Below are 26,372 nucleotides of genomic sequence, written 5' to 3' on the forward strand. Positions count from 1 at the left end.
CGAAAGGCTACCGTTGGCCCCCGTGACCACACCGTTGTCGGGGTCCGCGACCGGCGTCGCCGCCCCGCTGGCCGACGTGCCGCTCGCCGACCACACCACGCTACGACTCGGCGGACCCGCCGCAGGCTTCATCGAGGCCCGGACGGCCGACGAGGTCGTCGAGGCCGTCACCGCCCTCGACGCGAGCACGACCCGGGTACTCGTGCTGGGCGGAGGGTCGAACCTGGTCGTGTCCGACGACGGCTTCCCCGGCACCGTGGTCCGCATCGCCACACGCGGCCGGAGCGTCGAGCGCGTCGCCGCCGCTCCCGACGCCGTGGAACTCGTCGTCGAAGCGGGGGAGGACTGGGACGACGTCGTCGCCGACGTCGTGGCGCGCGGCCTGGCCGGTCTGGAGTGCCTGTCCGGGATTCCCGGCCGGGTCGGCGCGGTGCCGGTGCAGAACGTCGGCGCCTACGGCATCGAGGTGGCCGAGCTGTTGACCTCCGTCGACCTGCTCGACCGCCGCACCGGCGAGCTGCGCACCGTCGCGGCGGCCGACCTGGGGCTGGCGTATCGGACCAGCATCCTCAAGGGACAGGACGACGCCGTCGTGCTGCGGGCTCGCTTCCTGCTGCACGAGCGCGCCGAGTCCCGGCCGATCCGCTACCCCGAACTGGCCCGCACCCTCGGCGTCGAGATCGGCGACCGCGCGCCGATCGCCGACGTCCGGCGGGCCGTGCTGGGTCTGCGGGCGGGCAAGGGGATGGTGCTCGACGCGAGTGACCCGGACACCTGGAGCGCCGGGTCCTTCTTCACCAATCCGTTCGTCGCCCGCGCCGACCTGCCCACCGTGCTCGACGTCATCGCAGGCGAGGTCGGCGCGGACGTCCCGGTGCCGAGGTATCCGGCGGGCGACGACCACGTGAAGCTGTCGGCGGCCTGGCTCATCGAGCGCGCCGGATTCCACAAGGGACACGCGGGGCCCAGCGGCCGGGTGGCGCTGTCCGGCAAGCACACGCTGGCGCTGACGAATCGGGGCGGCGCCACCACCGAAGAACTGCTCGGCCTGGCCCGTGAGGTGCGCGACGGCGTCGAGACGGCCTTCGGGATCGAACTACACCCGGAGCCGGTGCTCGTCGGCTGCTCGCTCTGACTCCGGCGGCCGGCAGGGCGCGGGCCGCCGCCTCGGTCGTCCCCGGTGCGGCGCTCCGACGTCGACGCCGATCGCACGGCCGCGATGGGCGGTCGGGCTGAGCGTGATGCCGCGGCCTCGTGCGGCCGGCCGGACGGGACGACGACTTCGCGGCCGGTCGCGCATCCCGACTCGCGGCGGAACCAGACGGCGGGAGGCTCGCGCCGCCTCGGTCGTCGCCGAGGCGGTGCCGGGCCGTGGGCGGGGTTCACTCGCGACCGGAGTCGCGATCACGGGGCGGGCGGCTCCGGCAGGGCCTCGTCCAGCCGTGTCTTGACCACCTCCGGCGTCGCCTCGCGCACCATGGGGCGTAGACATCGGCAACCGCCCAGTCGAGCCCCGACGACGCAGAGATAGACGCCGATCACTCGCAGCGCGAGCGCCACCTCCCGAGGGTTTCCGAGCTGATGATCGGCGTAGCGCTCCGCCAGCGAGGTGACGGCCCTGCGCACTACTTCGGGACGCTCGCGCAGTGCCTGCCGTACGACGTCACGGAGGCGGCGCAGGAGACGATTGCGCAGTCGGCACAGTTCCTCGGCGACGTCGGCGAGCACCGGGCACACCGAGGGGCCCGCCGATTCCAGAGCCCGCCATTCGGCGGTGCCCATGAGCGCCCGCGAACGGGATCGCACTCGACCCTGCCACCCGGGGCGGGCGGTGTGCCGCTCGATGACGGCGCGCATCCGATCCGGGGCCGTCGGACTTCCGCGGCGTCGTGGCGGGGTGCGGCCGAGGCGTGACCTCGGGGAGGTCGCGCGGCCCGACAGCGGTGTCGTTCGGCGGCGGACGACGGCGGGCGGCGATTTCCCTCGCGACGTCCCACCAGAGGAATGGTGATGGCAGCGGCGGTGGAATGCCGTCGTGCGATCGACCGGATTACGGCATGGGGTTCCGTCGCGTGTCGGATGTCCGCAGCGTCGAGCCGGCGACCTTCTTCGCGCCATTCCCGTGATTCTGCTGGATGAGCAGGAAGGCGTCTGTAGTCGTCTCGGGTGAAGAAATCCAGGCGCGACGAGATCGCGGGTAGCCCGAAAGCGGGGACTCCGATCGACCGTCGTCGCGGGCGCCCGAGCCCTCTCCGGTAGCTCACTGTGCGTGTCCGTGTCGGTGGTTACTCCGTATGGGTGCTCACAGTCCGCAGCTGGGCTAAATCGTTGGTTGAGTGTCGGTCCTCTCGGGTAGAACACCGGCATGAACATGATCGAGGGGCGAGACAGCGTGGATCGTGGTATCGGGGCGATCGTGCCCGCCGAGTCGGGAGGCGGCCTCGTGGTGAACACGCGGCGTGGTCGATCCCTGGCCGTGCTGGTGTCGGGCGACGAGCTGGCGGCACTGGAGGACGACCTGGAGATCGGCGTCGGCAGCCGCCTGGTCGCCTGACGATTCGTCGGATCGAAGAATCGACGTCGGGCCGCCTGGGTGGGCACGCCGCGGCCCGCGTCGTTGATTTCTCCGGCAGGACGCCCTCCGCATCGGGATTCGCATTCCCGCGCCGCCTTCGGTGTTGATTCGAATGCCGCTCGCCTGTTCGCCGGGATCGAGCACGCCATCCTCCTACGGCGTCCGCCGCGGACACGGTGACGTCGTCGGGAAGTTCGTGCCTCCTCGGTCGAAGGTGATTCCGGAAGGATTCGACATGCCGACGAAGCGCGGGCGAGGTCGGGTGCATCGGCGCGAAGTTGATCGCCGGCGTCCTCGTCCCGTGGATTTCCCGTCGTCGTAGGGACTCCCCGGTCGGCGGACGCGAATTGTCGCCCCCGCCCGGTACAACGGCAGTAGCGGCGATGAGTCGACGGCGGCGATGTCAGGAGTGCCCGTGGTCAAGGAATACCGTCGAGGAACCTCACGCTTCGCCGATCTCGTCGCCCCGGTCGCCCCGGTGCGGCTCGCCGAGGCGCTGCTCAGCTGGCTCGACGACAGCCATTCGGCCGCGCGAGAGGCCCAGGACCTGCGGCGACGCGACCCGAGAGGCGACTGGGCGAACCCGCACAGTTTCGGCTTCGATCGTTATCACTATCTGGTGGGGACGGCCGAGACGGTGGCCGAGGAGGTCCCCGGCATCGAGGTGGATCAGTCCCGGCAGTCGTTATTCCTGTGCACGCCGCGAACCGTGATCTATCAATGTCGGGCCAAGGGCGGTTCCCCGGACGACCCGATCCTGGACGACGGCGACGTCCAGCGAAATCTGGTCCTGCGGGATGACGATCCCGCAGGCGTCCATCCGGGATTGTTCACCCGGAAGTTCGCCATCACCGGTGGACGCGAGGTGATCCTGCTGCTGTGGACGGGCTCGGAGGCCGGGCTCGCCGACGCCTGGATCGGCCAGGGCACTCGTGACACCCGCAATCGCATCGACTGGACGTGGGTCCATCCGCTGCGCGACGTGGTCGACGGCATCGGATCGGCCGCGCCCGCGATGTTCCCCGTCGGACCCGCTCAGCAGATGCTGGACCTGCCCGATCTCGACCTGACACCGCGCCGCGACATCGCCGGTGCTGGCCGGGACCGCCCCGTCGCGGGCCGGGCGGAACCCGAGGCGGGCTGAGCCGAACTCAAGATCGACATCCGGCCACCCTCGTGGCACGGCGTGAGCCGCCACGGGGGAGACTGGTCGCCTGGCAACGAGCGGCGACCGACCGGGGGCGGAATTGACGATCACGGGTTCCCCGCAGCGGGACCGGCCGTTCGACCCGGCGCGGCTCGTGCTCGGTCGACGGCTGGCAGGACTGCACACCAGGGACCTCGCCGCCGCGATCGACCGGGCGCCCGCCACCCTCGCCCGCTACGAGTCGGGGCTGGCCACCCCGCCCGCCGACATCCGGGAGCGGTGCGCACAGGCGCTCGGTGTGCCCGTCGGCTTCTTCGAGCCGGGCCGCCCGCAGCTGCGGCTCGACACCGGCCGGGCGCACTTCCGTTCCCTGCGAGCCACCACCGTGGTCGAACGTGACCAGGCGCTCGCCCAGGTGGAACTGCTCTGGGAGATCGTCGTGCGGCTGGAGGAGGTCGTGAACCTCCCCATGGTGGAACTGGACCCCGTCGCGGCGGAGAGCCCGGCCGCCGCGGCGCGCGCGATCCGCCGCCACTGGGGCTTCGGCGACGGACCGCTGCCGCATCTGGTGCGGCAGCTCGAGGCCCGCGGCGTGGTGGTCACCCGGCTGCGGGGCGCGGGCGCTCGGAACACGGCGGCCCGTGATCCCGCCCGATGCGATCCCGCCGCCGACGCGCGGGCGCGCACCGGCGGCCGACGTGGCCGCAAGAACATCGACGCCTTCTCCGCACCGGTCGACGGCAGGCCCGTCATCGTGCTGACCGACAAGGGCGACGTGCTGCGGCGGCGCTTCTCCGTCGCCCACGAACTCGGCCATCTGACACTGCACCCCGATCCGGCGCCGGGGAGTGCCCACCACGAGGGCGAGGCCAACGCGTTCGCCGCCGAACTGCTGATGCCGGAGGCCGTGTTCGGCGACCTGCTGCCCGCCGCCTCCGACGTCGCCGCCCTCGCCGAGCTGGGCGGCGGCTGGGGCGTGTCCATCGCCGCGATGGCGTACCGGGGGCGGACCCTCGGCGTCTACTCCGACTCGGAGTACCGCGGCCTCATGGTCACCCTCACCAGGATGGGCTGGCGATCCGGTGAGCCCGTACGGGGCGAACATCCGGGTGAGGAACCCGCCCTGCTCCTGAAGGCGCTGGACCTGGCGGCCGATCAGGGCCTGCCGCTGTCGCTGCTGGCCGAGCGGCTGCGGATCGGTCTGCCCTGGCTGCGGGAGCTGCTGGGCATCCGGGTGAGCAGGCCTCGGCTCCGGCTGGTCTCCTCGGCGGGCTGACCACTCCGTTCGGCGCGTGGGCGCCGACGGCGGCGAGCGGGGCCGCACCCTCGACGGGGATGCCGCAGCCGGGCCTTCGGCGGCAGGCGGGAGCCCGCCTTCTGCCACCACAGGTCCGGGCAGGCCGGCGACCATCGGATCCTCGGATCCGAGAGGCCGCGAAACCGATCGGAACGGGGCCGGATCGCAGCGGTGCCCGGGTCGGACCAGGCCGGTGTCGCGTCCGCCCCGTCCGGGGCCTCCGTCCGTCGATCAGGGCATCGCGTGCACGCTGAACCGGGCGCCGAAAGGATCGGTGATCATGGCGAGCCTGCCGAAGGGGAAGTCCTCGGGGTCGCTCGCCTGACCTCCCGCCGCGGCGACCCGTCGCACGGCGGTGTCCACGTCGGAGACCTCGAACGTGGTGTCCCAGCCGGTGGGCGTCTTGTCGTCGGCGGCGAAGATTCCGCCGAGGTCGTGGCCGTCCGACCGGATCAGCGAGAGGAACTCCATGCCGGGAATCTGTGTGTTGCGTTCCGGGGTGAAGCCGAAGACCGAGGCGTAGAACTCCGCGATCGGCTCCGGGTTCCGCGTCATCAGGTCGTTGCGCACCAGCGTGTTCGGCTCGTTGACCAGCTCCGCACCCACCAGCGCCCTGCCCTGCCAGAGTCCGAACTGCGAGCCCGCCGGATCACGCACGATCGCCATCCGCCCCTTGTCCAGCACGTCCATCGCCGGATGGACCACCGCGCCACCCGCCGCGACGACCCGCTCGACGGTGGCGTCGCAGTCGTCGGCGGCCAGGTAGACGTTCCACCAGAACTCGGTGGCGTCGGCGTTCGGGTCGGCCATGATCCCGGCGACGGCCTTGTCCCGAAGCGTGCAGATCGTGTAGCCCCCGGTCTCGGGGCCGCCGGTGCGGAACTCCCAGCCGAACACCGCGTGGTAGAACTCGACGGCCCGCGCCAGGTCGGGGATGCCCAGGTCGATCCAGGTCGGCGTTCCGGCGTGCTGGTTGCTGGTGACCTCACTCATGCTGCTCCGATCGGCCGAATCGATGCTGTCGCCGAACGGTAAGCACGACGACGGCGGGCGCGTCGGCTGAGCTGCGGTTTTCCGCCGGGACGGATGAGAGCCGTCCCGGCTGCCGACTGCCGGGACGCCACGTTCCGACGCCGCCGCGCCTGGCGGGAGTCCGTACGGCCGGGAGTTCGCCCGACCGGTGCCGACCGGCCCATGCGCTCGCCGAGCCGGTGCCGACCAGGCTCGGCGGCCACGTCAGCGAGCCGAGAGCACGGAGCACGGCCGCCGTCCCGGCCCGGTGACGAATCGCGGCACGAATCGGAGCCAGGCCATGCCCGCGTGCGAGCCTGCCGTCCGTGTCCGGTCTTCGGCCGCGTCACCCGACGACGGCCGATCACGACTGCCGGAGCGCCGCGGGCCCACCCGCCCGCCGACGTCCCGATGCGGCGGGCCGACCGCCGGACCCGAGCCGCGTCCTCACTGCTGCCGGACGGCTCGCATCGCGGAGTGCTGCGCCCGAGGCTTGAGGACGATGGAGTCGATGTTCACATGCGCGGGCCGGGTGACCGCGAAGGCGATCGTGTCGGCGACGTCCTCGGCGCTCAGCGGTGTCAGGCCCGAGTAGACGCCCGCCGCCCGCTCGGCGTCTCCGTCGAAGCGGACCAGCGAGAACTCGGTCTCGACCATGCCGGGCAGGATCTCGGTGAACCGGACCGGGTCGCCGAGATGCTCGCCACGCAGCGTGCGGTGCATCGCGCTCTCGGCGTGCTTGGCCGAGGTGTAGCCCGCGCCGTTGTCGTAGGCCTCGATCGCCGCGATCGACGTGACGGTGACGACGTGGCCGTTCCCGGAGTCGATCAAGGCGGGCAGCAGCGCCTTGGTGATCCGCATCGTTCCGATGACGTTGGTCTCCCACATCCAGCGCCAGTCGTCCTCGTCCGCCTCGGCCACTCGGGCCAGGCCTCGGGCGCCGCCCGCGTTGTTCACCAGCACCCTGGCGGCGGGGACCGCCGCGACGAATCCGGCCACCGAGTCCCGATCGGTGACGTCCAGCCGTAGTGCGGTGCCCGAGATCTCCTCGGCGAGGCGCTCCAGGCGGTCGACGCGGCGGGCGCCGACGACCACGTGGAAGCCCGCCTCGGCGAGCGCGCGAGCGGTGGCCTCGCCGATGCCCGCGCTCGCACCGGTGACCACGGCGACAGGGCGGTCGTCGGGCCTGCCCGAGTCTGCCGCGGAGGTCGCCACGTCGTTGGCGGGCCTGAGGTCGTTCGCGGTCTTCATCGCGTCGTCCGCCGCGACGGCGGCGCGGTCGGTGCGGGTTCCCTCACTGGTGTTCACGGCTCCCGATGGTGCCCGATCCGCCCACTGCACACCGATCGCGCCGCTCTGTGACACGCGCCACGGATGACGTGTCTACGTCAGGGTGTCGCGGCATCAGGGCGTCGCGGTGTCGGTGCGCGGCGGGCGCCGCCCTCAACGGCCGCGGCGGCGGCCCGCCTGGACCGGTGGACCGTCGATCGCGCAGTAGTGCCCGCGCGGCCGTGTGCCGCCCGGCCGCCTCGGCCGGTCGCTGATCAGCAGTGCCGCGATGATCCCGCCCACCGCGAGCAGCGCCGCGGCCAGCACCATCGCGATGTGGAAGCCGCGGGTGAACGTCGCCGCATCCTCGTAGTCGTCGCCGCCGATGCCCGCGGCCATCGGGAGCACCGCCACCGCGAGCAGCCCCGAGGCACGGGCGATCGCGTTGTTCACCCCCGAGGCGACCCCCGCGTGGCGGGTCTCGGCCGCCGCGAGCACCGTGGCGGTCAGAGGAGCGACGATCAACGACAGTCCCAGGCCGAAGACGATCACGGCGGGCAGGACGTCACGGGCATACGACGACTCCGGGCCGATTCGCAGCATCAGCAGCACCCCGCCCGCGGCGAGCAGCGGTCCGCCGCTCAGGAAGAGTTTCGGCCCCATCCGATCGGCGAGCCCGCCGATCCGCGCGGACAGCAGCAGCATGATCACGGTGACCGGCAGCAGCGCCGTGCCCGCCAGGATCGGCGAGAACCCGGCCGCGACCTGGAGCTGGACCACCAACAGGAAGAAGACCCCGCCCAGGGCGGCGTAGACAGCGGCCGTCACGACGTTCGCCGAGGTGAACTGTCGATTGGCGAACACCTCCGGCGGAAGCATCGGGTACCGCCCGCGTCGCTCCACGGTCACCAGACCCGCCAGCGCGGCGATCCCGACCACCGCGCCCACGGCCACGGTCGCCGAGAAGCCGTCGTCCGCCGCGATCAGCGCGAGGCTCACCCCGCCGAGTCCGAGGACGCCGAGCAGCCCGCCCGACAGGTCCAGCCGGGGCGCCGCCGCCGGATCACGGGATTCCGGCACCTTCCGCAGCACCAGGATCACCACGGCGGCGGCCAACGGCAGATTGAGCAGGAAGATCCAGCGCCAGCCCGGCCCCTCGACCAGCCAACCGCCCAGGAACGGGCCGACGGCGGTGGCGATCCCGCCGAAACCGGACCAGGCGCCGACGGCCCTGGCCCGGTCGTCCCGATGGAACGACGCCGAGATCAACGCCAGGCTGCCCGGCGTCAGCAGCGCCCCGCCGACGCCCTGGAGGATGCGCGAGGCGACGAGCATCTCGACGCCGGTCGCCGCCGCGCACAGCGCCGAGGCGACCGCGAACCAGACGACGCCGATCACGAAGATCCGACGTCGGCCGTAGCGGTCCCCGAGCGAGCCGCCGAGCAGGATGAACGAGGCCAACGTGAGGGTGTAGCCGTTGACCGTCCACTGAAGGTCGGCGAAGTCGGCGTCCAGGTCCCGGCCGAGGGCAGGCAACGCCACGTTGACCACCGTCGCGTCGATGCCCGCGATCGCCGAGCCGAGCACGGTGGCGAGCAGGATCAGCCTGCCTGCGGTGGTGTCGAGTCGCGCCTGTTCCGGATGTGCCGACGCGCCTGCCGCCATGGACCCCGCCTCGTCTGCGATCACGGACCGATCGAGCCGTCAGCGCTGGTCAGCGCCTGTCGTCCCGAGGTTACGGCCCCCAGGAGGTCCGCTCAATTCGTGGCGGGGCACGGCGTCCGTCGACTGCCGACCGGGTCTGGGGCTCAGGTTGAGGGCAGCGCGTCGAGCGGCACGGCGTCGGCCATCAGCCGGGCGCCGAGCTGGTTCGGATGTGAGCCGTCGCCGACGTCGAGATCCGGCCGCAGCCGCTGGGGCCGAGCCGGATCGCGGGTCACGGCGTCGAGGTCGACCACCAGATCGAAGGACGGCGACTGGAACATCGCCGCGTTCACGGCGAGGCGGACGGCCTCCGTCTCCTCGGTGAAGGACCGGTGCTCCCCGAACGGCGTGACCGTGGTCGCCACGACGAACAGGCCGCGATCACGGGCCGCCTCGGCCATGTCCTCCAGCGCGGCCAGCACCGTGGGAGCGTCCACGCCGTTGCGCAGGTCGTTGCTGCCCGAGTTGAGGACCAGCACACGAGCGCCGGGCAGGGCCAGGACGTCCCGGTCGAGCCGGTCCAGCTGGGCGCTGCCGCCGTAGGTCGTCGACGTCAGGATCTGATTCCCGGAGATCGAGGCGTTGGCGACCGCGAGCCTGCGTGGCCCGGGTTCGGCCAGTCGGTCCGAGAGCAGATCCGGCCAGCGCCGGGAGCTCGCCCCGTCGACCCCGACGCCATCCGCGGTCGAGCTGCCGAGCACCACGACGGTGCCGCGTGCCGGTCCGCCGTAGACGACGGCGGCCCCGAGCACCGGCCTGCTCGGATGCCTCTCGAAGACTCCTCCCGTGGCATTCATGACCTGCTCGCCCGCCGCGAGCCAGGTCGGCTCGCCGGTCATCGAATGCAGGGTCACCGGTCCGGTCGGGCCGGGCAGGTGGTAGCTGACGAGTAGCCGGGCGGAGTCGGCGACGGTGACGGCCGCCGGGTCGGTGTAGACGCTCTCGCCCGGCGGGATGCGGAACGAGGTCTGTCCGTCGGCCCGCAGGCGGAGCCGGCTCGCCGGTTCGATCGCCGGTCCGTCGCCCACCGGCCGGGCGAGGGTGACGGCCGCCACGTCCAACGGCGTGATTCCGTAGGTGTTGTCGAGTCGTAGGCTGATCGCGTCGCCGCCCGCGCTGACGCGGATGGCGGTGCGGACGGTGACCTCGGTGAAGCCGAGCGACTCCGCCTGGGCATCCTGCGGAGGCTGCGGCGCGGCCGACCAGGTCGTGATCCCCGGCTGCGGTTCGACGGCGTCGGGCTGTGTCTCCTGCGCGGGACGGATCAGGATCACCGACAGCACGGCCAGCAGGCCGAGGAGAAGAGCTGCCGCCGCGAGCCTGCGCATGGTGGGTCTCCTGATGGTGTCGTACCGGTGCCGGAGATCGATCCTGCCCGGCGGGAAGCTCTGCCCCAAGAGTGTGGTTGAGCCACAGGGCGGGCGTCATCCGGGGAGCCCGCCGTGTCGAGGCGCGGGAACAGTGCGTGGGCCGGGACCGCGTGAGGCCGGAGAACACCGAGCGCTCAGACACACCGGGTGCTCACCAGAGCCATGAGGAAAGGATGATGCGGCGTGGCCGGACTCGGCGCGTGCGTCCCGTCGACGGTCGGGACGAGCGGAGACAGCCAGGTGAGGTCATGCGCGAGGTGACCACACTGCGCGCCGCGGGCCGGGAGCGCACTCCGCGCCGCGTCGCGGTGCTGTCCCTGCACACCTCCCCGTTGGAGCTGCCCGGCACGGGCGACGCGGGCGGCATGAACGTCTACATCATGCAGACCGCGTTACGGCTGGCGAGTCGGGGTGTGGAGGTCGAGGTCTTCACCAGGGCGACCTCCTCCGAGCTCCCGCCGGTGGTGGAGCACGCCCCCGGCGTCCTGGTCCGCCATGTGATGGCGGGTCCGTTCGAGGATCTGGGCAAGCAGGAGCTGCCGGCTCAGCTGTGCGCCTTCGCGGCGGGCGTGCTCCGGGTCGAGGCGCAGAGCGAGCCGGGGTACTACGACCTGGTGCACTCGCACTACTGGCTCTCCGGTCAGGTGGGCTGGCTGGCGAAGGAGCGCATGGGCGTGCCGCTGGTGCACACGGCCCACACCTTGGCCAAGGTGAAGAACGCGGCCCTGGCCGAGGGCGACGAGCCGGAGCCCCGGGTGCGGGTGATCGGTGAGGAGCAGGTCGTCGCCGCCGCGGACCGGCTGGTCGCCAACACCGCGTTCGAGTTCGATCAGCTGGTGTCCCTCTACGGCGCCAGGCCCGAGTCGGTGGCCACCGTGCCGCCCGGGGTCGACCTGCACACCTTCGCGCCCGACGACGTCGGCCAGGCGCGCGCGGCGTTGGGTCTGACGGCGGATGCCGTGGTGCTGACCTTCGTCGGCCGCATCCAGCCGTTGAAGGCACCCGATGTCCTGGTCCGGGCGGCGGCCCGGCTGCTCGCCGACGATCCCGGGCTGCGGGGTCGTCTCGTGGTGTTGATCGTCGGCGGCCCGTCGGGCACCGGGCTGGAGCAGCCGGAGGCTCTGCAGAAGCTCTCCGCCGAACTGGGCATCGGCGACGTGGTGCGGTTCCTCTCGCCGAGGTCGGGCTCGGCCCTCGCGGACGTCTACCGGGCCTCCGACGTGGTGGCCGTGCCGAGCCACAACGAGTCGTTCGGCCTGGTGGCCTTGGAGGCGCAGGCCTGCGGAACGCCCGTGGTGGCCGCCGCCGTCGGAGGGCTGCCGGTGGCGGTGGCCGACGGCCGGTCCGGTCGACTGGTGTACTCGCACGACCCCGCCGACTGGGCGCGCGTCATCCGCTCGGTGGTACTGGATCGAGCGAACCGGGCGGCCCTGGCGGCGGGCGCGGTCGCCCACGCCCGCCGGTTCTCCTGGGACAGCACGACGGAGTCGCTGGTCGCGACCTATCGTGAGGCGATCGGCGCCTTCGCCGAGGACGGCGGCCGCCGGGACGAACGGGAGGACAGGGCAGGGTGAGCGGTGCGGGTGCGGATCGGCGGCGGGAGGTCCAGGAACTGATCAGCGCCGTCCTGGACGAGCGGGAGCTGACCTATCGCCGGGAGGACGCGGGACGGTTCACCGTCACCCTTCCCGGTGTGCGGAAGCTGGAGACGACCTGTCAGCTGACGGTGGGCGCGCAGGCGTTGCGGGTCGAGGCGTTCGTGTGTCGCGCACCGGACGAGGCCCACGAGCAGGTGTATCGGGCGTTGCTGCGGAAGAACGCCCGGCTCTACGGGGTCCACTATTCGATCGACACCCTCGGTGACATCTATCTGATCGGGCGGATCGGACTCGCCGCGGTCGACGAGGAGGAACTCGACCGAGTGCTCGGGCAGGTGCTCGAGACGGCCGACGGAGATTTCAACCTGCTCGTCGAACTCGGCTTCGCGAGTGCCATTCGACGTGAGTGGGAGTGGCGCACGACACGGGGCGAGTCGACCAGGAACCTGGCGGCCTTCGCTCACCTGTTTCGGGATTCAACCCCGGGTTGACCTGGGGCTTCTCCGGGTGATGGCGCCGGACAAGCGCGGAGCGGCTTGGGAGAGAGGGGGAGTCGCGAACTCAAGCCGCCCCGCGCCAGGTCCCGTCTGTCGGGTCACTGAGCGGGGGGCACTCAGGACGCCTGACGGGTCTGCGGTCCGACGGGGGAGGCGAACCGCAGGCACCCTCGTCGGACCGGGGAGTGCGTGGGAGCCGATCCGCGAGAGCATTATCAACTTGGCAGAAGTTTCACATCCGGCACAAGGGGTTGGCGCTGCTCCATTCGAGTGTATCGGTCATGATTGTGTAACGGATCTATTGCATCATCTCGGACAGTAGTCGACATTGGTGAGATGTCTCACCATCCATGCTGCGTTCAGGCGAGGAACTTTGGCGCAAACGCACGCTGAGTAGTCGAATTCGAAGGTGATCCGCCCGGCCCCCTGCCGTCGCGGTGGCTGTCGCGGGCGCCCGTCGACGGGCCTGGCAGGCTGGGCACCATGACTTCAGACGTGGGCACTCTGGTGCTGCTTCGACACGGCGAGAGCACCTGGAACGCGGAGAACCTGTTCACCGGCTGGGTCGACGTGCCGTTGTCCGAGAAGGGGCACCTGGAGGCACGCCGAGGCGGCGACCTGCTGTCGGCCGCGAACCTGCTGCCGGACGTCGTGCACACCTCGCTGCTGCGCCGCGCCATCGCCACCTCCTACCTGGCGCTCGACGCGGCCGATCGGCACTGGATTCCGGTTCGGCGCGACTGGCGCCTCAACGAGCGGCACTACGGCGCGCTCCAGGGCAAGAACAAGAAGCAGACCCTGGAGACCTACGGCGAGGAGCAGTTCATGCTCTGGCGTCGGTCCTATGACACGCCGCCGCCGGAGATCGCCCTCGGCGACGAGTACGGGCAGGACACCGATCCCCGCTACGCGGACCTCGGCTCGGCGATGCCGCGCACCGAGTGCCTGAAGGACGTCGTGGTCCGACTCCTCCCGTACTGGGAGGAGTCGATCGTGCCCGATCTTCGGGCGGGCCGGACCGTCCTGATCGCCGCGCACGGCAACTCGCTGCGGGCGCTGGTCAAGCACCTGGACGGAATCTCCGACGAGGCCATCTCCTCGCTGAACATCCCCACCGGCATCCCGCTGCGCTATGACCTGGACGCGGACCTCACTCCGGTGCGGCCCGGCGGCACCTACCTGGACCCCGACGCGGCGAACGAGGCCATCGCCGCCGTCGCCAGCCAGGGACGCTAGGCACCGGTCCGTTCTCCCGCCGACCGGCGGCCGGCGGGCTCGCTCCGTGTCGGCCGCCGGCCGGGCCCGCGTGCACTGCGGTGTCTCGGTGTCCCGGTGCTCCGTCCAGGTGTCCCGGCGCCGGCCGGTCCGCCCGCTCGTCGGCTCGCTCCTCGGCGGCCTCGGCGGACGCCGACACCGGCCCGACGATGCCCGCCGGTCTGGACCCGGCCCGGCGCCCGCCGTCGGTTCGACATCGGCCGTTCACCCTTCCGGGGAAACTGAGGGTGAACGGCCGGTATCACAGCGTCGAACATCCTGCCTCGGGACTGTCGAAGGCATCACGTCTGCGCCTTCGACTCTGGGCTCAGCGGGTGCCGGCGTGCTTACGATTCGGCTGTGGGCACGGTGGGTTCACTCGCACTGTCGATCGGTCTCGTACTGGTCGGCGGCATCATCGGTCTCCTGATCGGCAGGCGGGTACGCAGACCGTCCGCCAGGGACCGTTCCGTCGTCACGATCGCCGAGCTGCTGTCGCGGCTGATCGGCTCGGCCAGGAACGGCGTCGTGGTGCTCAACCGCTTCGGCGACGTCGTCTTCCACAACGAACGTGCCGTGGACCTCGGCGTGGTCCGCGCCAAGGTGCCCGACTCCAGAGCCAGGGCGGCCGCCGAGCAGGCGCTGGCCGAGAACCGACCACTGGCGGTGGACCTGTCCGAACCGACCAACCGAGGCCGCGCGCCGCGTGCCGTGGCCGCCGAGGTCCGTCCGCTCGGCGACGGATTCATCGTCGTGGACGCGGTCGACGAATCCGAGGCCGTCCGGCTGGAGTCGACCAGACGGGACTTCGTGGCCAACGTCAGTCACGAGTTGAAGACCCCGGTCGGCGCGCTCGCGCTGCTCGCCGAGGCGATCCTGGACGCGGCAGGCGAGCCGGAGCAGGTGCGGCGGTTCAGCGGCAAGATCCTTCACGAGGCGACCCGGTTGGGGACGCTGGTCACCGAGCTGATCGCCCTCTCCCGATTGCAGGGCGCCGAGCGACTGCCCGAGTTGACCGCGCTGGACGTGGAGGACCTGGTCCAGGAGGCTCTCGGCCGATGCAGGTTGGCCGCCGAGTCCGCGGGCATCGAGGTCACCACCGACGAAGACGCGGGCCTCGAGGTGGACGGCGACCGGATGCTGCTGGTCACGGCGCTGTCGAATCTCATCGACAACGCGATCTCCTACTCGCCGAAGGGCAGCCCGGTCAGCGTGAGCCGGAGGCTGGTCGCGGGCTACGTCGAGATCTCGGTGACCGACCGGGGCATCGGCATCGACCCCGAGTTCCAGCAGCGCGTCTTCGAGCGGTTCTTCCGCGTCGACCAGGCACGATCCAGGGCGACCGGGGGCACCGGACTGGGCCTGGCGATCGTCAAGCACGTCGCGGCCAACCACGGGGGCTCCGTTCGGCTGTGGAGCAGCCCCGGAACCGGATCGACGTTCACGCTCAGCGTGCCCGCGAAGGTCGTGCCGAAGCAGGTCTCGGCCGAGCAGTCCGCGGCGAGCGGCGCGCAGACCACAGGTGTGGCCGCGGCGGAGGTGGGCTCCGCCGCGATCGGCTCGGCCGGCGAGATTCGGTCGACGGCCGTCCAACATGAAGGAGTGCAATGACCAGGGTGCTCATCGTCGAGGACGAGGAGTCCTTCTCCGAGCCGCTGGCCTTCCTGCTGCGCAAGGAGGGCTTCACCGCGGCGGTGGCGATGACCGGGCAGGAGGCGCTGGTCGAGTTCGACCGCAACGGCGCCGACATCGTCCTGCTCGATCTGATGCTGCCGGGGATGAGCGGCACCGACGTGTGCAGGCAGCTCCGCCAGCGATCGACCGTACCAGTGATCATGGTCACGGCGCGCGACAGCGAGATCGACAAGGTGGTCGGCCTCGAACTCGGGGCGGACGACTACGTGACCAAGCCCTACTCCGCCCGCGAGTTGATCGCCAGGGTGCGTGCGGTGCTGCGCAGGGGCGGCGACTCCGACGAGCTTCCGTCGCAGATCCTCGAGGCGGGTCCGGTCCGGTTGGACGTCGAGCGTCACGTCGTCACGGTGTCGGGGACGGAGGTCAGTCTCCCGCTGAAGGAGTTCGACCTCCTGGAGTACCTCCTGCGCAACGTCGGGCGGGTGCTGACCCGAGGGCAGCTCATCGACCGGGTGTGGGGCGCCGACTACGTCGGCGACACCAAGACGCTGGACGTGCATGTCAAGAGACTGCGCTCCAAGATCGAACCCGATCCCGGGAACCCGACGTTCTTGATCACCGTCCGAGGGCTGGGATACAAGCTGGAGACCTGATCGGTGACGGTTCGCGACGGCCTCGGCCATGTCGGGTGACCGCGACCGACGTACACCGGCCACTGCGCACGGCCCGCTGGTAGCGAAGCGGTAACGTTGCACGCTATGCGCCGAGCGGTGCGTGACGTCGGACCGTCTGGCGACGATCTTCGACCCTGCGGCCTGCCCGACGCCGGGCGGGGCCGACGTGGCCGGTGGAGCGGACCGCCACTCGACGTGACCCGGTCGGGGACGGCGAGGCGACCTTGCGACGGCGGTGACACCGGCCACCATGCGAGCGTCGCCCACCCGAGCGACGAGCGACCCGTGGACGTTGCCCGGCGGGGGCATGCGCAGCGTCTGGACGAGGTCTGGAAGAGACTGATGGGAGTGTGCGGACAACCGTGATGACCCCCGCATCAGGGCGACCCACGCGACAACCGTCGTGTTCCACTGGACGCACGGGCCCGACCGGGGCACGGTGGAAGCAATGAGTGGGGACGACCGATCGGATCAGGACGCCCCTCGCAGCGTCGCCGAGCTGCTCGCCGCCTACGGGAGCAGCGAGGGCAAGAACGCGCAGGGAGGCGGTAGGCGTCGGCGGCGGCGAGCCGAAGACGCCTCGGAGGCCGCTCCGCAGGAGATCATCGAACGGGTGCTCTCGGACAGCGGTCGAATGCGTCGTATCCGAGACGACGAGCTGGAGGCGCAGGGGCCGCCCGTCTCCCCCCCGCAGCCCGCTGCCCGGCCCGATCCGGCGGCGGCCCCGGGCCCCCCGCCCGGCGCGCGGCCCGCGCAGCCTCCGCAGCCCTACGAAGGCTACGAGGATCCGTACGGCGCCGTGCAGTACGGCGGCGCGGCAGGACCTCACCCGGATCAGGGCCATCCCGAGCAGGACTACTCCGATCGGCGCCCAGAACCGAGCCGACCAGGACCGAGTCGACCAGAACCGGGTCGCCTGGAACCGGGACACCCACAACAGGGGCATCCGCAACCGGGACACCCGGAGCGCAACCGCCCGCAGCAGCCTTATCCGCAGCAGCCCTATCCCGTCGAGGAGGGCTTCCCCGGCCAGGGCTACCCGCAGCAGGACTACCCGACGGAGAGCGGCTACGCCGACCAGGGATACCCGGCGCAGGACTACCCCGACCAGAGCTACCCGGGCCAGGACTACTACCCGGGCCAGGACTACCCGGATCAGGACTACCCGGATCAGGACTACGACGACGCGCCGGGGCCCGAGCCGCGACAGCAGCCAGGCCCGCCCGCCTCGTACCCTCCCCAGCCCGCCGCCGCGCCGGGCTACCCCGACTATCCGGACGATCTGACCGCGACGGCTCAGCATCCGGTGGTGCGGGACGCTCTCGAACCGGAGCCGACGACCTCCGTCGCGGGCAGGCTCGGCGGAGACGAGACCGCACCGCCCCGTCGCGAGCCGATGACCGAGCAGCTGCCGCGCGTCCCGGCCGGTCCGGACTTCGACGAGGACCCCGACCAGACGCCCGGCCCCCGTGCCGCGGCGGCGGCGGAACAGACGATGGCGGGCTCCGACTGGTTCGAGGACAGCTACGCGGGCGGCGAGATCCCGCCGTACCAGGACCCGCCGGAGGACCCCGGCTTCGGTGCCGGGGCCTCGGCGACCGCCGTCGCGCCGCTGCCCGGTCTGGCACCGCCTGCGGCGGGCGTCTCCGCGTCCGAGGAGACCCAGCAGCAGCGGATCGTCGGCGACGGAGACGAATACCTCGACGACTTCGGCGGTCTCTACGGAGACGGGATGGACGGACGACTCGCGGGCCGGGCCGCGACGGCGGACCCCGCGGACGAACGCTATGACGAGTACGGCGAGCTGGACGGCGGGGAGGACGACGCCTACGACGGCCGTGACACCCGCGTCGCCCGGGATGACCTCGACGAGTACGACGACTACGACGACGGCTCCTACCCCGAGGACCGGGTCTTCGCCGACGACGACGCGGCCGACGTCGACATCGACGTCGAGGAGGACGAGGAGGACGAGGAGGAGGAGCGCCGCTCACCGCTGGTCGAATGGCTGGTGATGGCCGGGCAGCTCATCGGCGGCGTGGTCGGCGGCGGGGCGCTCTGGCTGGCCTTCCAGTGGCTGTGGGACAGCATTCCGCCGTTGGCGCTCGGCCTCGCGCTGCTGGTCACCACCGGACTGGTCTTCGCGGTCCGACGAATCCGCCGCACCGACGACCTGAACACCACGTTGTTCACCGTGCTGGTCGGCCTGATCGTGACGGTCTCGCCCGCCGCCCTGCTGCTCCTCGGGCTGTGAGCACGACGGCCGGGGACCCCGCGACGGGCGGATTCCGACGACACCGGATTCCGGTCGGGCTGTCGACCGCGTCGGTGTGGCCGCAGCCGGTGGAAGCCGCGTTCGGCCTCGCCGCGGACCTCGGCTACGACGGCGTCGAGCTGATGGTCTGGGCGGACCAGATCAGTCAGGACCCGGCGGCCGTGCGGCGGCTGGCCCGCAGCCACGGCGTGCCGGTCCTGGCGGTGCACGCGCCCTGCCTGCTGATCACCCAGCGGGTGTGGTCGGCCGACCCGGAGGAGCGGCTCCGTCGGGCCGTGTCGGCGGCTGAGGACCTGGGAGCGACGACCGTGGTGGTGCACCCGCCGTTCCGCTGGCAGCGTCGCTACGCCGACGGCTTCGCCGACCTCGTCGAGGAGCTGTACCAGAGCAGCGGCATCGCCGTCGCCGTGGAGAACATGTTCCCCCTGCGACCGCCCAACCCTCGCCGTTTCGGCGCCCGGATGCAGGCGGCCCGGCTTCGGCCGATGGCCGCGCCCGCACCGTTGCAGGTGTCGGCCTTCCGGCCGTCGCCGGACCCGACCGACCAGGGACACCGGCACTACACACTGGACCTCTCGCACACCGCCGCCGCGCACGTCGACGCCATGGAGCTGGCGGCCAGGATGGGAACGGGGCTCCGGCACGTTCATCTGGCCGACGGCAGCGGACTGGCCAAGGACCAGCACCTGTTGCCGGGGCGGGGCAAGCAGCCCTGCGGTCTGCTCTGCGAGCATCTCGCGCAGAGCGACTTCGACGGCACCGTCGTCATCGAGGTCAACACCAGGAAGGCCAGGACACCCGAGGACCGGGCCGCGGAACTGGCCGAGGCGCTGGCCTTCGCACGGCTGCACCTCTTCCGGGGCTCGCTCGCCCGCTGAACAGGGCGTACTCCCGATCGGGCGGTGGGTGTGCCGGAAGACCCGACCCCGGCGATGCGTCGGGAGCCTCGCCGGGGCGGTGGATCGTCGGGGACGCCGACCGGGGCGGTGGTGTGTCGTGAGCCCCGACTCGGGCGGTGGTGTGTCGTGAGCCCCGACCGGGGCGGGGTGTGTCGTGAGCCCCGACCCGGGTGGTGTCGACGTGCCCGCGCAGACCGTGCCGAGGCGTCGTCCCCGCCGCCTGCTCGCGTGCCGACGCGGCGGGTTCACGTCCAGCGGCCCGCACGCCGGGTTCGCCCGAGCCCGGCGTGGGCATCGCGGGCGGCATCGTCGCCCCGCGGCGGTCGGTATCCGCGCCGCGCCGATCGGGCCCTCCGACACGCCGATCTCGACCGATCTCGGCCCGCCGGGTGCCTGTCACCAGCCCGGATGACATGACGCGATCAGCGGCGTCGTACAGTGCCGCTCGTGAATCCGCTGCGCAGTCTGATCCTCGCTGCGGCGGGCAACGATGCCCTACGCCGCCTGGTCGCCACCACTCCGATCAGCCGTGACGTCGTACGGCGCTTCGTCGCGGGGGAGACGACCGCCGACGCGGTCGCCGTCGCCCGCGACCTCGTCGCCTCCGGACTGACCGTCACCCTCGACCACCTCGGTGAGGACACCACCGACAAGGCCCTCGCCGAGTCCGCCGTGCAGGCCTACCTCGACGTCCTCGAGCGGCTCCGAGAGGAGGGGCTGGCCTCCCGCGTCGAGGTCAGCGTCAAGCTCTCCGCGCTCGGACAGGTCTTCGACGAGCGGCTGAGCCTGGACAACGCCGCGCGCATCTGCGCCGCCGCCGAGCAGGCCGGGACCACGGTCACCCTGGACATGGAGGATCACACCACCACCGACTCCACGCTCCGAGTGCTCGCCGAGCTGCGCAGGACGTGGCCCGGTACGGGCGCGGTGCTCCAGTCGTACCTGCGTCGGACCAGGCGGGACGCGCAGGCATTGGCCGGTCCGGGATCGCGGGTGCGGCTGTGCAAGGGCGCGTACGCCGAACCGGAGTCGGTCGCCTTCCCGACCATGCACGAGGTCGACCGCTCCTACGTGCAGTGTGCGAACGATCTCCTCGCAGGCGAGGGTTATCCGATGTTCGCCACCCACGATCCTCGGCTGATCGAGATCCTCACCGAGCAGGCGCGGCTCCACGAGCGGGCCCCCGGCAGCTACGAGTTCCAGATGCTGCACGGCGTCCGCACCGAGGAGCAGCTTCGGCTCTCCTCGGCGGGCGAGGCCGTCCGGGTGTACCTGCCCTACGGCCAGGAGTGGTACGGCTACCTGATGCGCCGACTCGCGGAGCGGCCCGCCAACACCGCGCTGTTCCTGCGCGCGTTGACGTCGCGGCGCTGATCAGGCCCGGTCGGTCGCCGAGCCGATGTCGTGGGCGCGGCCCAGCTCCACCGACCGGTCCCTGGCAGCCTCGATGGCATCGAGCAGGGCGGCCCGCACGCCGTGCTTCTCCAGCTCACGGATCGCGGCGATGGTGGTGCCCGCCGGGGAGGTGACCGCCTCGCGGAGCATCACCGGGTGGCCCTCGGCGCCGCGGAGCATCGTCGCCGCGCCGACGGCCGACTGCACGATCAGGTCGGCGGCCATCGCGCGGGGGATGCCCACCAGGATGCCCGCGTCGATCATCGCCTCGACGAGGTAGAAGAAGTAGGCCGGCCCGGAGCCGGACAGCGCGGTCACCGCGTCCTGCTGTCCCTCCGGAGCCCTGCGGACCTTGCCGACGCTGCCGAGCAGCTCCTCCACGAGGTCGAGCTGCTCCTCGGTGGCGTGCCGCCCGGCCGAGATCACGCTCATGGCCTCGCCGACGAGCATCGGCGTGTTGGGCATGACCCGTACCACCGAGGTCCCCTCGGGCAGCCTCGACTCGAACAGGCCGGTCGGCAGGCCCGCGCACAGGGACACGACCAGGCCGCGCGGCAGCCCGGCGGCGTCTCGGCGGGCCAGCCGGGGTTCGAGCTCGTCCAGCAGCGGCTCGATGTCCTGCGGCTTGACCGCCACGACCAGCACGTCCGCCTCCTCGGCCGCGGCGGGCACGTCGACGGACCGCACCCCGTAGCGCTCGGTCAGCTCGGCGGCGCGCTGCGGATGGCGTTCGGTGAACAGCAGATCGGCGGCGCGGCGGCCCGCGGTCAGCAGTCCGGACAGCAGCGCCTCGCCGATCTTGCCCGCTCCCAGCACGGCAATCTTGGTCATGGCGCCACAGCGTGCCGGCCGCCTCCGCCCGGACGCCAATCGCACGGCCCGGCGACCGGGGCGAGGTGCCGAGACCGTCCTGGGCCTGTCTGGAGCCCTCCGACGGCCTCTCGCGGCGTGGACGTGGTCGGAGCTCCGGCGGGCCGCCCGCGCGCTCACACGATCGTGTGACGCCGCCCGCGCGGCCGTCGGCTCGCTCGTCGGGGCGTCGGTCGGCCCCGGACGTGACGGCGTCGGGAACCGGAGACGTGACGGCTTCGGGAGGCGGGGACGGGATCGCCTCGCAGAGCCTTGATCGCCTCGGAAGGCCCTTTCGCGAGATCGAGGCGCGACGGCCTCGGCGAGCCGCGCCGTCGGTGCGGCGGGCGCGACCGACGCGGCCCGGCGGGACGCCGGGCCGCGGAACCCGGTGGTCCCCGGCGAAGCGGCGCGTGATGGTGCGTGCCGCCGGATGCCGGCGGCCCCGACGGTCCAGGCGGCCCCGCTCGCGCTTCACCGGACCGGGTGCGTTCGCCGGATCGGGAGCCGGCGTCACCCGGTCCGTCGTCCTCCGACGCGGCACGGCGCCCGGACCGCGTCGGCGGCCGCCGCCGAGACGCGCGGCCCGCCGGCCCTCGGGAGACGTCCGGGCGGCGGGTCGGCGAGGGACCGTACTGCCCTGGTGACGACCTCGCGAGCGGTCTCGGCTGTCGCAGTCACCCCAGATGCCCCGTTACCCTCGAGGGAGCACATGCGTGTCGATACCGTCGGGAGGGGAAGCCCGGCGGCGCGACAGGTGCTGAAGGGTGCGATGACCCATGTCCATGCAGGAGGAGCACACAGAGGGACTCGGGCAGGTTCGGTTTCTGACGGTCGCGGAGGTGGCGGCGCTCATGCGTGTCTCCAAGATGACCGTCTACCGGCTCGTGCACTCGGGCGAGCTGCCCGCGGTGCGTGTCGGCCGGTCCTTCCGCGTCCAGGAGAAGGCAGTGCACAGCTATCTGGATCGGGCGTATTTCGACGCCGGATGAGGTCGACGCGGCCCGGTCTAGAAGATCCGAAGCTCACAGGTACCCTGGAAGGCCGTTCGTGTCGTGTGCCTGCAACCTGCTCTGAGCGCACCAGCACGAGCCAGGTTCGACCACACTCACAGAGGACAGCGAGGAATCCCGGATGGGCTCGGTTATCAAGAAGCGCCGCAAGCGGATGTCGAAGAAGAAGCACCGCAAGCTGCTTCGCAAGACCCGTGTGCAGCGGCGCAAGTTGGGCAAGTAGACCCGAGCCGCGCCAGCGCCCGCACCGTCTGTGGTGCGGGCGCGCTCATGTCCGCCGCCGGTTCGTCGGCGACGGCATCGCCCCCTCGGTAGCATCACGGTGATTCCGGCGCCGAGGGAGGAGACGCGATGAAGCCTCGCGTGGTGCTGGTGACCGGCGTCGCCGGCTTCCTCGGCGGCAGACTGGCGGCGCGACTCGCCCGCGATCCCGAGATCGAACGCGTGCTGGGCGTGGACGTCGTGCCGCCCGCCCCCGAGCTTCGGCGCGCGCTCGGCCGTGCCGAATTCATCCTGGCCGACATCCGTAACCCGCTGATCGCCAAGGTGGTCGCCGCGGCGAGGGTCGACACCGTCGTGCACACCGCCGTCACACCGTCGGCCTCCTCGCGCGGCGGCCGGTCGGTGATGAAGGAGATGAACGTCCTCGGCACGATGCAGCTCCTCGCCGCGTGCCAGACGGCGCCGACCGTCGATCGGCTGGTCCTGAAGTCCACCAGCGCCGTCTACGGCGCCAGCTCCCGCGATCCGGCGATGTTCACCGAGCAGATGGGTCCCAAGGACCTGCCCTCCGGCGGCTACGCCAAGGACGCGGCCGAGATCGAGGGCTACCTGCGCGGATTCGGCAGGCGCAGGCCCGATGTGGACATCACCACGCTGCGGTTCGCCAACGTCATCGGCCCGGACATCGACACGGCCCTCACCAGGTACTTCGCCATGCCGATCGTCCCCACGGTGCTCGGGCACGACGCACGGGTGCAGCTGCTGCATCCCGAGGACGCCCTCGCGGTGCTGGAGCGGGCCAGCCTGGGCAGGCTGCCGGGCGTGTTCAACGTGGGCGCCGACGGCGTCATCATGTTGTCGCAGGCCGTCCGTCGGGCCGGGCGAGTGGCGCTTCCGGTGCCGGGCACCGCCGTACGACCGGTCGGCAACCTGCTGCGGGGCACCAGGCTGCTCGACCTGTCCTCGGACCAGGTGCGGTTCTTGAACTTCGGCCGAGTGCTCGACACCACGCGGCTGAAGGAGAGTTTCGGCTTCACACCGAGGTGGACGACCCGGCAGGCTTTCGACGACTTCGTGACGAGCCGAGGGCTCCGTCCGATCGTCGATCACGACTGGCTCACGGCTCTCGAGCGTGGAGTCCGGGATCGGGCAGGCGGGGCGCCGACCGACCGGAACGGCTGACCGGCCCACCGGGTGCCAGGCGGCAGCGTCGCCGCGATCTCACCAGGCATCGAACGACGTCGGATGACGTGGTGCGGCGAACGAGACCATGTGCCGTCCGGGCGGCGGGCACGAACAGACGACACAGGTGGCGACCAGGAGGAGGAAGACGGTGGCCGATGCTCGGGTGATCCCGTTGCACGCCGTCGATCGTCGGACGACGTCGACCGGCGCGGGATCGCAACGACGAGTCACAGCGGTGCCCGACCTCGGGACCGCCGCCGAGCAGCAGCCCGGTTCGGCGTCGGAGGCGCGGCGGCCCTCGGCACGGACGAGCGGCTCCGCCGACGGGAACCGCGTGCAGGCGGGGCCGGACGGCTCCCGACGGGCGGAGGACGGCGTCGCGGGCTCGACGGCCCGCGCGGGGGACACCGGGGCGGCGAGCACGGCGGGGGCCGCGGAAACGGACTGGGAGGCCAGGGCGGCCGAGGCGCTGGCCTTCCTCCGGCGTCGCCTCACCGGTGACTACCGAGTGGACGACTTCGGTTTCGACCCCGACCTGACCGACGCGTTGTTCCTTCCCCCGCTGCGCCCGCTGTACGAGAAGTGGTTCCGCGTCGAGACGACCGGACTGCACAACATCCCGGCTGAAGGCGGGGCGCTCGTGGTGGCCAACCATTCCGGCACCGTGCCGCTGGACGCCCTGATGACCACGGTGGCCATTCACGACCACCATCCGGGACGGCGGCATCTGCGGATGCTCGGCGCGGACCTGGTGTTCCGGCTGCCCGTCGTGGGCGCGATGGCCAGGAAGGCCGGGCATACGCTGGCCTGCAATCCGGACGCGGAGCGACTGCTGCGGGCGGGCGAGGTCGTGGGGGTCTGGCCGGAGGGCTTCAAGGGCATCGGCAAGCCGTTCCGGGATCGGTACAAGCTCCAGCGCTTCGGTCGGGGCGGCTTCGTCTCCGCCGCGCTGCGCACCGGGGTGCCCATCGTGCCCTGCTCGATCGTGGGAGCCGAGGAGACCTATCCGCTGCTCGGCGATCTCAAGCCGCTGGCCAGACTGTTGGGTCTGCCGTACTTCCCGATCACTCCGCTCTTTCCCTGGCTCGGTCCGCTCGGCGCGATTCCGCTGCCGTCGAAGTGGTACATCGAGTTCGGGGAGCCGATCGACACCACCGACTTCGGCGCGGACGCCTGCGAGGATCCGATGCTGGTGTTCAACCTGACCGACCAGGTGCGCGAGACCATCCAGCAGACCCTGTACCGACTGCTGGCCCGGCGGGGCGGGGTCTTCGCCGACTGACCGCGTGTCTCCCTCGGCGGCGGAGCGCGGGTGTCGTGCCCAGGCGGTGTCCTCACACGGCCGTCCCACCACGTGAGCCGGTGGGACGGGCCGCCGTGGTCCTCCGAGGCCTGACGGCCGGGGCCGAGGTCGGGGCCGGAACATCGGGTGCAGGGCGATCGGACATGCGCGATCGGACACGGTGAACCGGACGCGGGTGAACCGGACGCTGTGCGGAATCCGACTCAGATCGGATCAGACACGGGGACGCTTGCGGTAGCGCAGGCCCGCCGCGACGGCACCGGCCAGGGCGCTCGCGCCGAGCACCGAGTTGACCCCGATGCGCGCGGCCCGCCTGCCGGTACGGAAGTCCCTGATCTCCCAGCCCTGCCGCCGCGCGTGCTCACGGAGCGTCTGGTCGGGGTTGACGGCCACGGCGGTGCCCACGGTGGTGAGCATCGGGATGTCGTTGGAGGAGTCCGAATAGGCGCTGCACCGGCGCAGATGAAGGCCCTGCGCCGCAGCCAGCGCGCGGACCGCCTGGGCCTTGGCCCTGCCGTGCAGGAGATCGCCGACGAGTCTGCCGGTGTACACGCCGTCGCGGCTCTCCGCGACCGTGCCCAGCGCGCCGGTCAGCCCGAGCCTGCGCGCGATCGTCTGAGCCAGCTCGACCGGGGTGGCGGTGACGAGCCAGACCCGCTGGCCCGCGTCCAGGTGCATCTGGGCGAGGGCACGGGTGCCCGTCCAGATCCGATCGGCCATCAGCTCGTCGTAGATCTCCTCGCTGAGCTGAAGGATGTCCTCGACCTTGCGACCAGCGACGAACGACAAAGCCTGTTCGCGGCTGGCCTGCACGTCCCCGGGATTCTCCCGGCCGCCCACCCGGAACTTGACCTGCTGCCACGCGAATCCGAGCAGATCCGAGGTGGTGAAGAACTTGCGCGCCGCCAGACCCCTCGCGAAGTGGAACATCGACGCGCCCATCATCATCGTGTTGTCCACGTCGAAGAAGGCGGCAGCCGTCAGGTCGGGGCGCTGGAGATACTGTTCGCCCGCCTCCGGGGGAGGGGATGTCGCGGCCGCCTCGGCCGAAGCCCGCCCCGCGCGCGCAGCCCGCTCCTCCAGTTGCCGGCTGTTCTCGCGCTTCCGCCACAGTGGCACCGCAGCGCCTCCAGATCCGGTGGTCCCCTCCGCCTCGAATCGGACATTCGAGGTAATGCGGCTCCTAGCCTAGCGATCGAG

23 protein-coding genes are annotated in these 26,372 nt (G+C 71.7%); 16 read left to right on the top strand and 7 right to left on the bottom strand.

The window, feature by feature from the left end:
- Nucleotides 1-22: 22 nt before the first annotated feature.
- Complete coding sequence (locus tag AHOG_RS02115; protein WP_245856513.1) at nucleotides 23-1,135, top strand: UDP-N-acetylmuramate dehydrogenase; 1,113 nt, start codon at nucleotides 23-25, stop codon at nucleotides 1,133-1,135.
- Between the two features lie 269 nt (nucleotides 1,136-1,404).
- Here AHOG_RS02115 and AHOG_RS02120 read toward each other — a convergent pair whose 3' ends face one another.
- Nucleotides 1,405-1,806, bottom strand: a complete 402-nt coding sequence (locus AHOG_RS02120) for a hypothetical protein (RefSeq protein ID WP_157736591.1) — start codon at nucleotides 1,804-1,806, stop codon at nucleotides 1,405-1,407.
- A 559-nt stretch (nucleotides 1,807-2,365) separates the two neighbouring features.
- Between AHOG_RS02120 and AHOG_RS02125 the strand changes: the two genes are divergently transcribed.
- From AHOG_RS02125 to AHOG_RS02135, 3 genes are all read left to right on the top strand, one after another.
- Nucleotides 2,366-2,554 (top strand): hypothetical protein, encoded by a 189-nt coding sequence (locus tag AHOG_RS02125; RefSeq protein ID WP_093939862.1) that lies wholly within the window; start codon nucleotides 2,366-2,368, stop codon nucleotides 2,552-2,554.
- Between the two features lie 436 nt (nucleotides 2,555-2,990).
- Nucleotides 2,991-3,719 (top strand): hypothetical protein, encoded by a 729-nt coding sequence (locus AHOG_RS02130; RefSeq protein WP_157736592.1) that lies wholly within the window; start codon nucleotides 2,991-2,993, stop codon nucleotides 3,717-3,719.
- 103 nt (nucleotides 3,720-3,822) lie between these two features.
- On the top strand, nucleotides 3,823-4,998 hold the full coding sequence (locus AHOG_RS02135) for an XRE family transcriptional regulator (RefSeq protein ID WP_093939864.1): 1,176 nt from the start codon (nucleotides 3,823-3,825) through the stop codon (nucleotides 4,996-4,998).
- A 252-nt stretch (nucleotides 4,999-5,250) separates the two neighbouring features.
- On the opposite strand, the gene AHOG_RS02140 is transcribed toward AHOG_RS02135, so the two are convergent.
- The 4 genes from AHOG_RS02140 to AHOG_RS02155 form a co-directional block, all read right to left on the bottom strand.
- Nucleotides 5,251-6,012 (bottom strand): VOC family protein, encoded by a 762-nt coding sequence (locus tag AHOG_RS02140; RefSeq protein WP_093939865.1) that lies wholly within the window; start codon nucleotides 6,010-6,012, stop codon nucleotides 5,251-5,253.
- A gap of 465 nt (nucleotides 6,013-6,477) precedes the next feature.
- A complete protein-coding gene (locus tag AHOG_RS02145) occupies nucleotides 6,478-7,338 on the bottom strand; it encodes an SDR family NAD(P)-dependent oxidoreductase (protein ID WP_245856514.1) in 861 nt (286 codons plus the stop codon).
- Nucleotides 7,339-7,473: 135 nt separating this feature from the next.
- Entirely contained in the window at nucleotides 7,474-8,964 is a 1,491-nt protein-coding gene (locus AHOG_RS02150; RefSeq protein WP_093944077.1) for an MFS transporter, read from the bottom strand.
- A 143-nt stretch (nucleotides 8,965-9,107) separates the two neighbouring features.
- Entirely contained in the window at nucleotides 9,108-10,331 is a 1,224-nt protein-coding gene (locus tag AHOG_RS02155) for a GDSL-type esterase/lipase family protein (RefSeq protein WP_157736593.1), read from the bottom strand.
- A gap of 290 nt (nucleotides 10,332-10,621) precedes the next feature.
- On the opposite strand from AHOG_RS02155, the gene mshA reads away from it, so the two are divergent.
- The 8 genes from mshA (at nucleotide 10,622) to AHOG_RS02195 (ending at nucleotide 20,579) form a co-directional block, all read left to right on the top strand.
- Nucleotides 10,622-11,947 carry a D-inositol-3-phosphate glycosyltransferase gene (gene mshA, locus AHOG_RS02160; protein ID WP_093939867.1) on the top strand — a complete coding sequence of 442 codons (1,326 nt, stop codon included), beginning with the start codon at nucleotides 10,622-10,624 and terminating at the stop codon, nucleotides 11,945-11,947.
- On the top strand, nucleotides 11,944-12,462 hold the full coding sequence (locus tag AHOG_RS02165) for a type III secretion system chaperone family protein (RefSeq protein WP_093939868.1): 519 nt from the start codon (nucleotides 11,944-11,946) through the stop codon (nucleotides 12,460-12,462). The genes mshA and AHOG_RS02165 overlap by 4 nt, the downstream gene beginning before the upstream one ends.
- Nucleotides 12,463-12,951: 489 nt before the next feature.
- The gene (locus AHOG_RS02170) at nucleotides 12,952-13,704 is read left to right on the top strand and encodes a phosphoglyceromutase (protein ID WP_093939869.1); all 753 of its coding nucleotides are present in this window, start codon (nucleotides 12,952-12,954) and stop codon (nucleotides 13,702-13,704) included.
- A 378-nt stretch (nucleotides 13,705-14,082) separates the two neighbouring features.
- Nucleotides 14,083-15,333 carry a sensor histidine kinase gene (locus AHOG_RS02175; protein WP_093939870.1) on the top strand — a complete coding sequence of 417 codons (1,251 nt, stop codon included), beginning with the start codon at nucleotides 14,083-14,085 and terminating at the stop codon, nucleotides 15,331-15,333.
- A complete protein-coding gene (locus AHOG_RS02180; RefSeq protein WP_093939871.1) occupies nucleotides 15,330-16,010 on the top strand; it encodes a response regulator transcription factor in 681 nt (226 codons plus the stop codon). Before AHOG_RS02175 ends, AHOG_RS02180 begins: the two co-directional genes overlap by 4 nt.
- Before the next feature lie 469 nt (nucleotides 16,011-16,479).
- Nucleotides 16,480-18,285 carry a hypothetical protein gene (locus AHOG_RS29685; protein WP_093939872.1) on the top strand — a complete coding sequence of 602 codons (1,806 nt, stop codon included), beginning with the start codon at nucleotides 16,480-16,482 and terminating at the stop codon, nucleotides 18,283-18,285.
- Nucleotides 18,282-19,184, top strand: a complete 903-nt coding sequence (locus AHOG_RS02190; RefSeq protein WP_245856516.1) for a sugar phosphate isomerase/epimerase family protein — start codon at nucleotides 18,282-18,284, stop codon at nucleotides 19,182-19,184. The genes AHOG_RS29685 and AHOG_RS02190 overlap by 4 nt, the downstream gene beginning before the upstream one ends.
- Nucleotides 19,185-19,652: 468 nt before the next feature.
- A complete protein-coding gene (locus AHOG_RS02195; RefSeq protein ID WP_093944079.1) occupies nucleotides 19,653-20,579 on the top strand; it encodes a proline dehydrogenase family protein in 927 nt (308 codons plus the stop codon).
- On the opposite strand, the gene proC is transcribed toward AHOG_RS02195, so the two are convergent.
- Nucleotides 20,580-21,431: a pyrroline-5-carboxylate reductase gene (gene proC / locus AHOG_RS02200; protein ID WP_093939873.1), complete on the bottom strand. Its 852-nt coding sequence runs from the start codon at nucleotides 21,429-21,431 to the stop codon at nucleotides 20,580-20,582. It abuts the gene before it with no gap.
- A gap of 797 nt (nucleotides 21,432-22,228) precedes the next feature.
- On the opposite strand from proC, the gene AHOG_RS02205 reads away from it, so the two are divergent.
- The 4 genes from AHOG_RS02205 (at nucleotide 22,229) to AHOG_RS02220 (ending at nucleotide 25,151) form a co-directional block, all read left to right on the top strand.
- Nucleotides 22,229-22,441 carry a helix-turn-helix domain-containing protein gene (locus tag AHOG_RS02205; protein WP_075738437.1) on the top strand — a complete coding sequence of 71 codons (213 nt, stop codon included), beginning with the start codon at nucleotides 22,229-22,231 and terminating at the stop codon, nucleotides 22,439-22,441.
- Between the two features lie 142 nt (nucleotides 22,442-22,583).
- On the top strand, nucleotides 22,584-22,685 hold the full coding sequence (locus AHOG_RS02210; protein WP_010241351.1) for a 30S ribosomal protein bS22: 102 nt from the start codon (nucleotides 22,584-22,586) through the stop codon (nucleotides 22,683-22,685).
- A gap of 128 nt (nucleotides 22,686-22,813) precedes the next feature.
- The gene (locus AHOG_RS02215; protein WP_093939874.1) at nucleotides 22,814-23,866 is read left to right on the top strand and encodes an NAD-dependent epimerase/dehydratase family protein; all 1,053 of its coding nucleotides are present in this window, start codon (nucleotides 22,814-22,816) and stop codon (nucleotides 23,864-23,866) included.
- Between the two features lie 151 nt (nucleotides 23,867-24,017).
- Entirely contained in the window at nucleotides 24,018-25,151 is a 1,134-nt protein-coding gene (locus AHOG_RS02220) for a lysophospholipid acyltransferase family protein (protein ID WP_245856517.1), read from the top strand.
- Between the two features lie 234 nt (nucleotides 25,152-25,385).
- On the opposite strand, the gene AHOG_RS02225 is transcribed toward AHOG_RS02220, so the two are convergent.
- Nucleotides 25,386-26,291 carry an HAD family hydrolase gene (locus AHOG_RS02225; RefSeq protein WP_093939876.1) on the bottom strand — a complete coding sequence of 302 codons (906 nt, stop codon included), beginning with the start codon at nucleotides 26,289-26,291 and terminating at the stop codon, nucleotides 25,386-25,388.
- Nucleotides 26,292-26,372 lie beyond the last annotated feature (81 nt).

Origin of the sequence: Actinoalloteichus hoggarensis (genome assembly GCF_002234535.1) — a bacterium.
Taxonomy (GTDB): domain Bacteria; phylum Actinomycetota; class Actinomycetes; order Mycobacteriales; family Pseudonocardiaceae; genus Actinoalloteichus_A; species Actinoalloteichus_A hoggarensis.

Coding starts and splice junctions, on each gene's coding strand:
- AHOG_RS02125 (WP_093939862.1), top strand. CDS start 2,366: ATGAACATGATCGAGGGGCGAGACAGCGTGGATCGTGGTATCGGGGCG.
- AHOG_RS02140 (WP_093939865.1), bottom strand. CDS start 6,012: ATGAGTGAGGTCACCAGCAACCAGCACGCCGGAACGCCGACCTGGATC.
- AHOG_RS02150 (WP_093944077.1), bottom strand. CDS start 8,964: ATGGCGGCAGGCGCGTCGGCACATCCGGAACAGGCGCGACTCGACACC.
- AHOG_RS02155 (WP_157736593.1), bottom strand. CDS start 10,331: ATGCGCAGGCTCGCGGCGGCAGCTCTTCTCCTCGGCCTGCTGGCCGTG.
- mshA (WP_093939867.1), top strand. CDS start 10,622: ATGCGCGAGGTGACCACACTGCGCGCCGCGGGCCGGGAGCGCACTCCG.
- AHOG_RS02170 (WP_093939869.1), top strand. CDS start 12,952: ATGACTTCAGACGTGGGCACTCTGGTGCTGCTTCGACACGGCGAGAGC.
- AHOG_RS02180 (WP_093939871.1), top strand. CDS start 15,330: ATGACCAGGGTGCTCATCGTCGAGGACGAGGAGTCCTTCTCCGAGCCG.
- AHOG_RS29685 (WP_093939872.1), top strand. CDS start 16,480: ATGAGTGGGGACGACCGATCGGATCAGGACGCCCCTCGCAGCGTCGCC.
- proC (WP_093939873.1), bottom strand. CDS start 21,431: ATGACCAAGATTGCCGTGCTGGGAGCGGGCAAGATCGGCGAGGCGCTG.
- AHOG_RS02205 (WP_075738437.1), top strand. CDS start 22,229: ATGTCCATGCAGGAGGAGCACACAGAGGGACTCGGGCAGGTTCGGTTT.
- AHOG_RS02210 (WP_010241351.1), top strand. CDS start 22,584: ATGGGCTCGGTTATCAAGAAGCGCCGCAAGCGGATGTCGAAGAAGAAG.
- AHOG_RS02215 (WP_093939874.1), top strand. CDS start 22,814: ATGAAGCCTCGCGTGGTGCTGGTGACCGGCGTCGCCGGCTTCCTCGGC.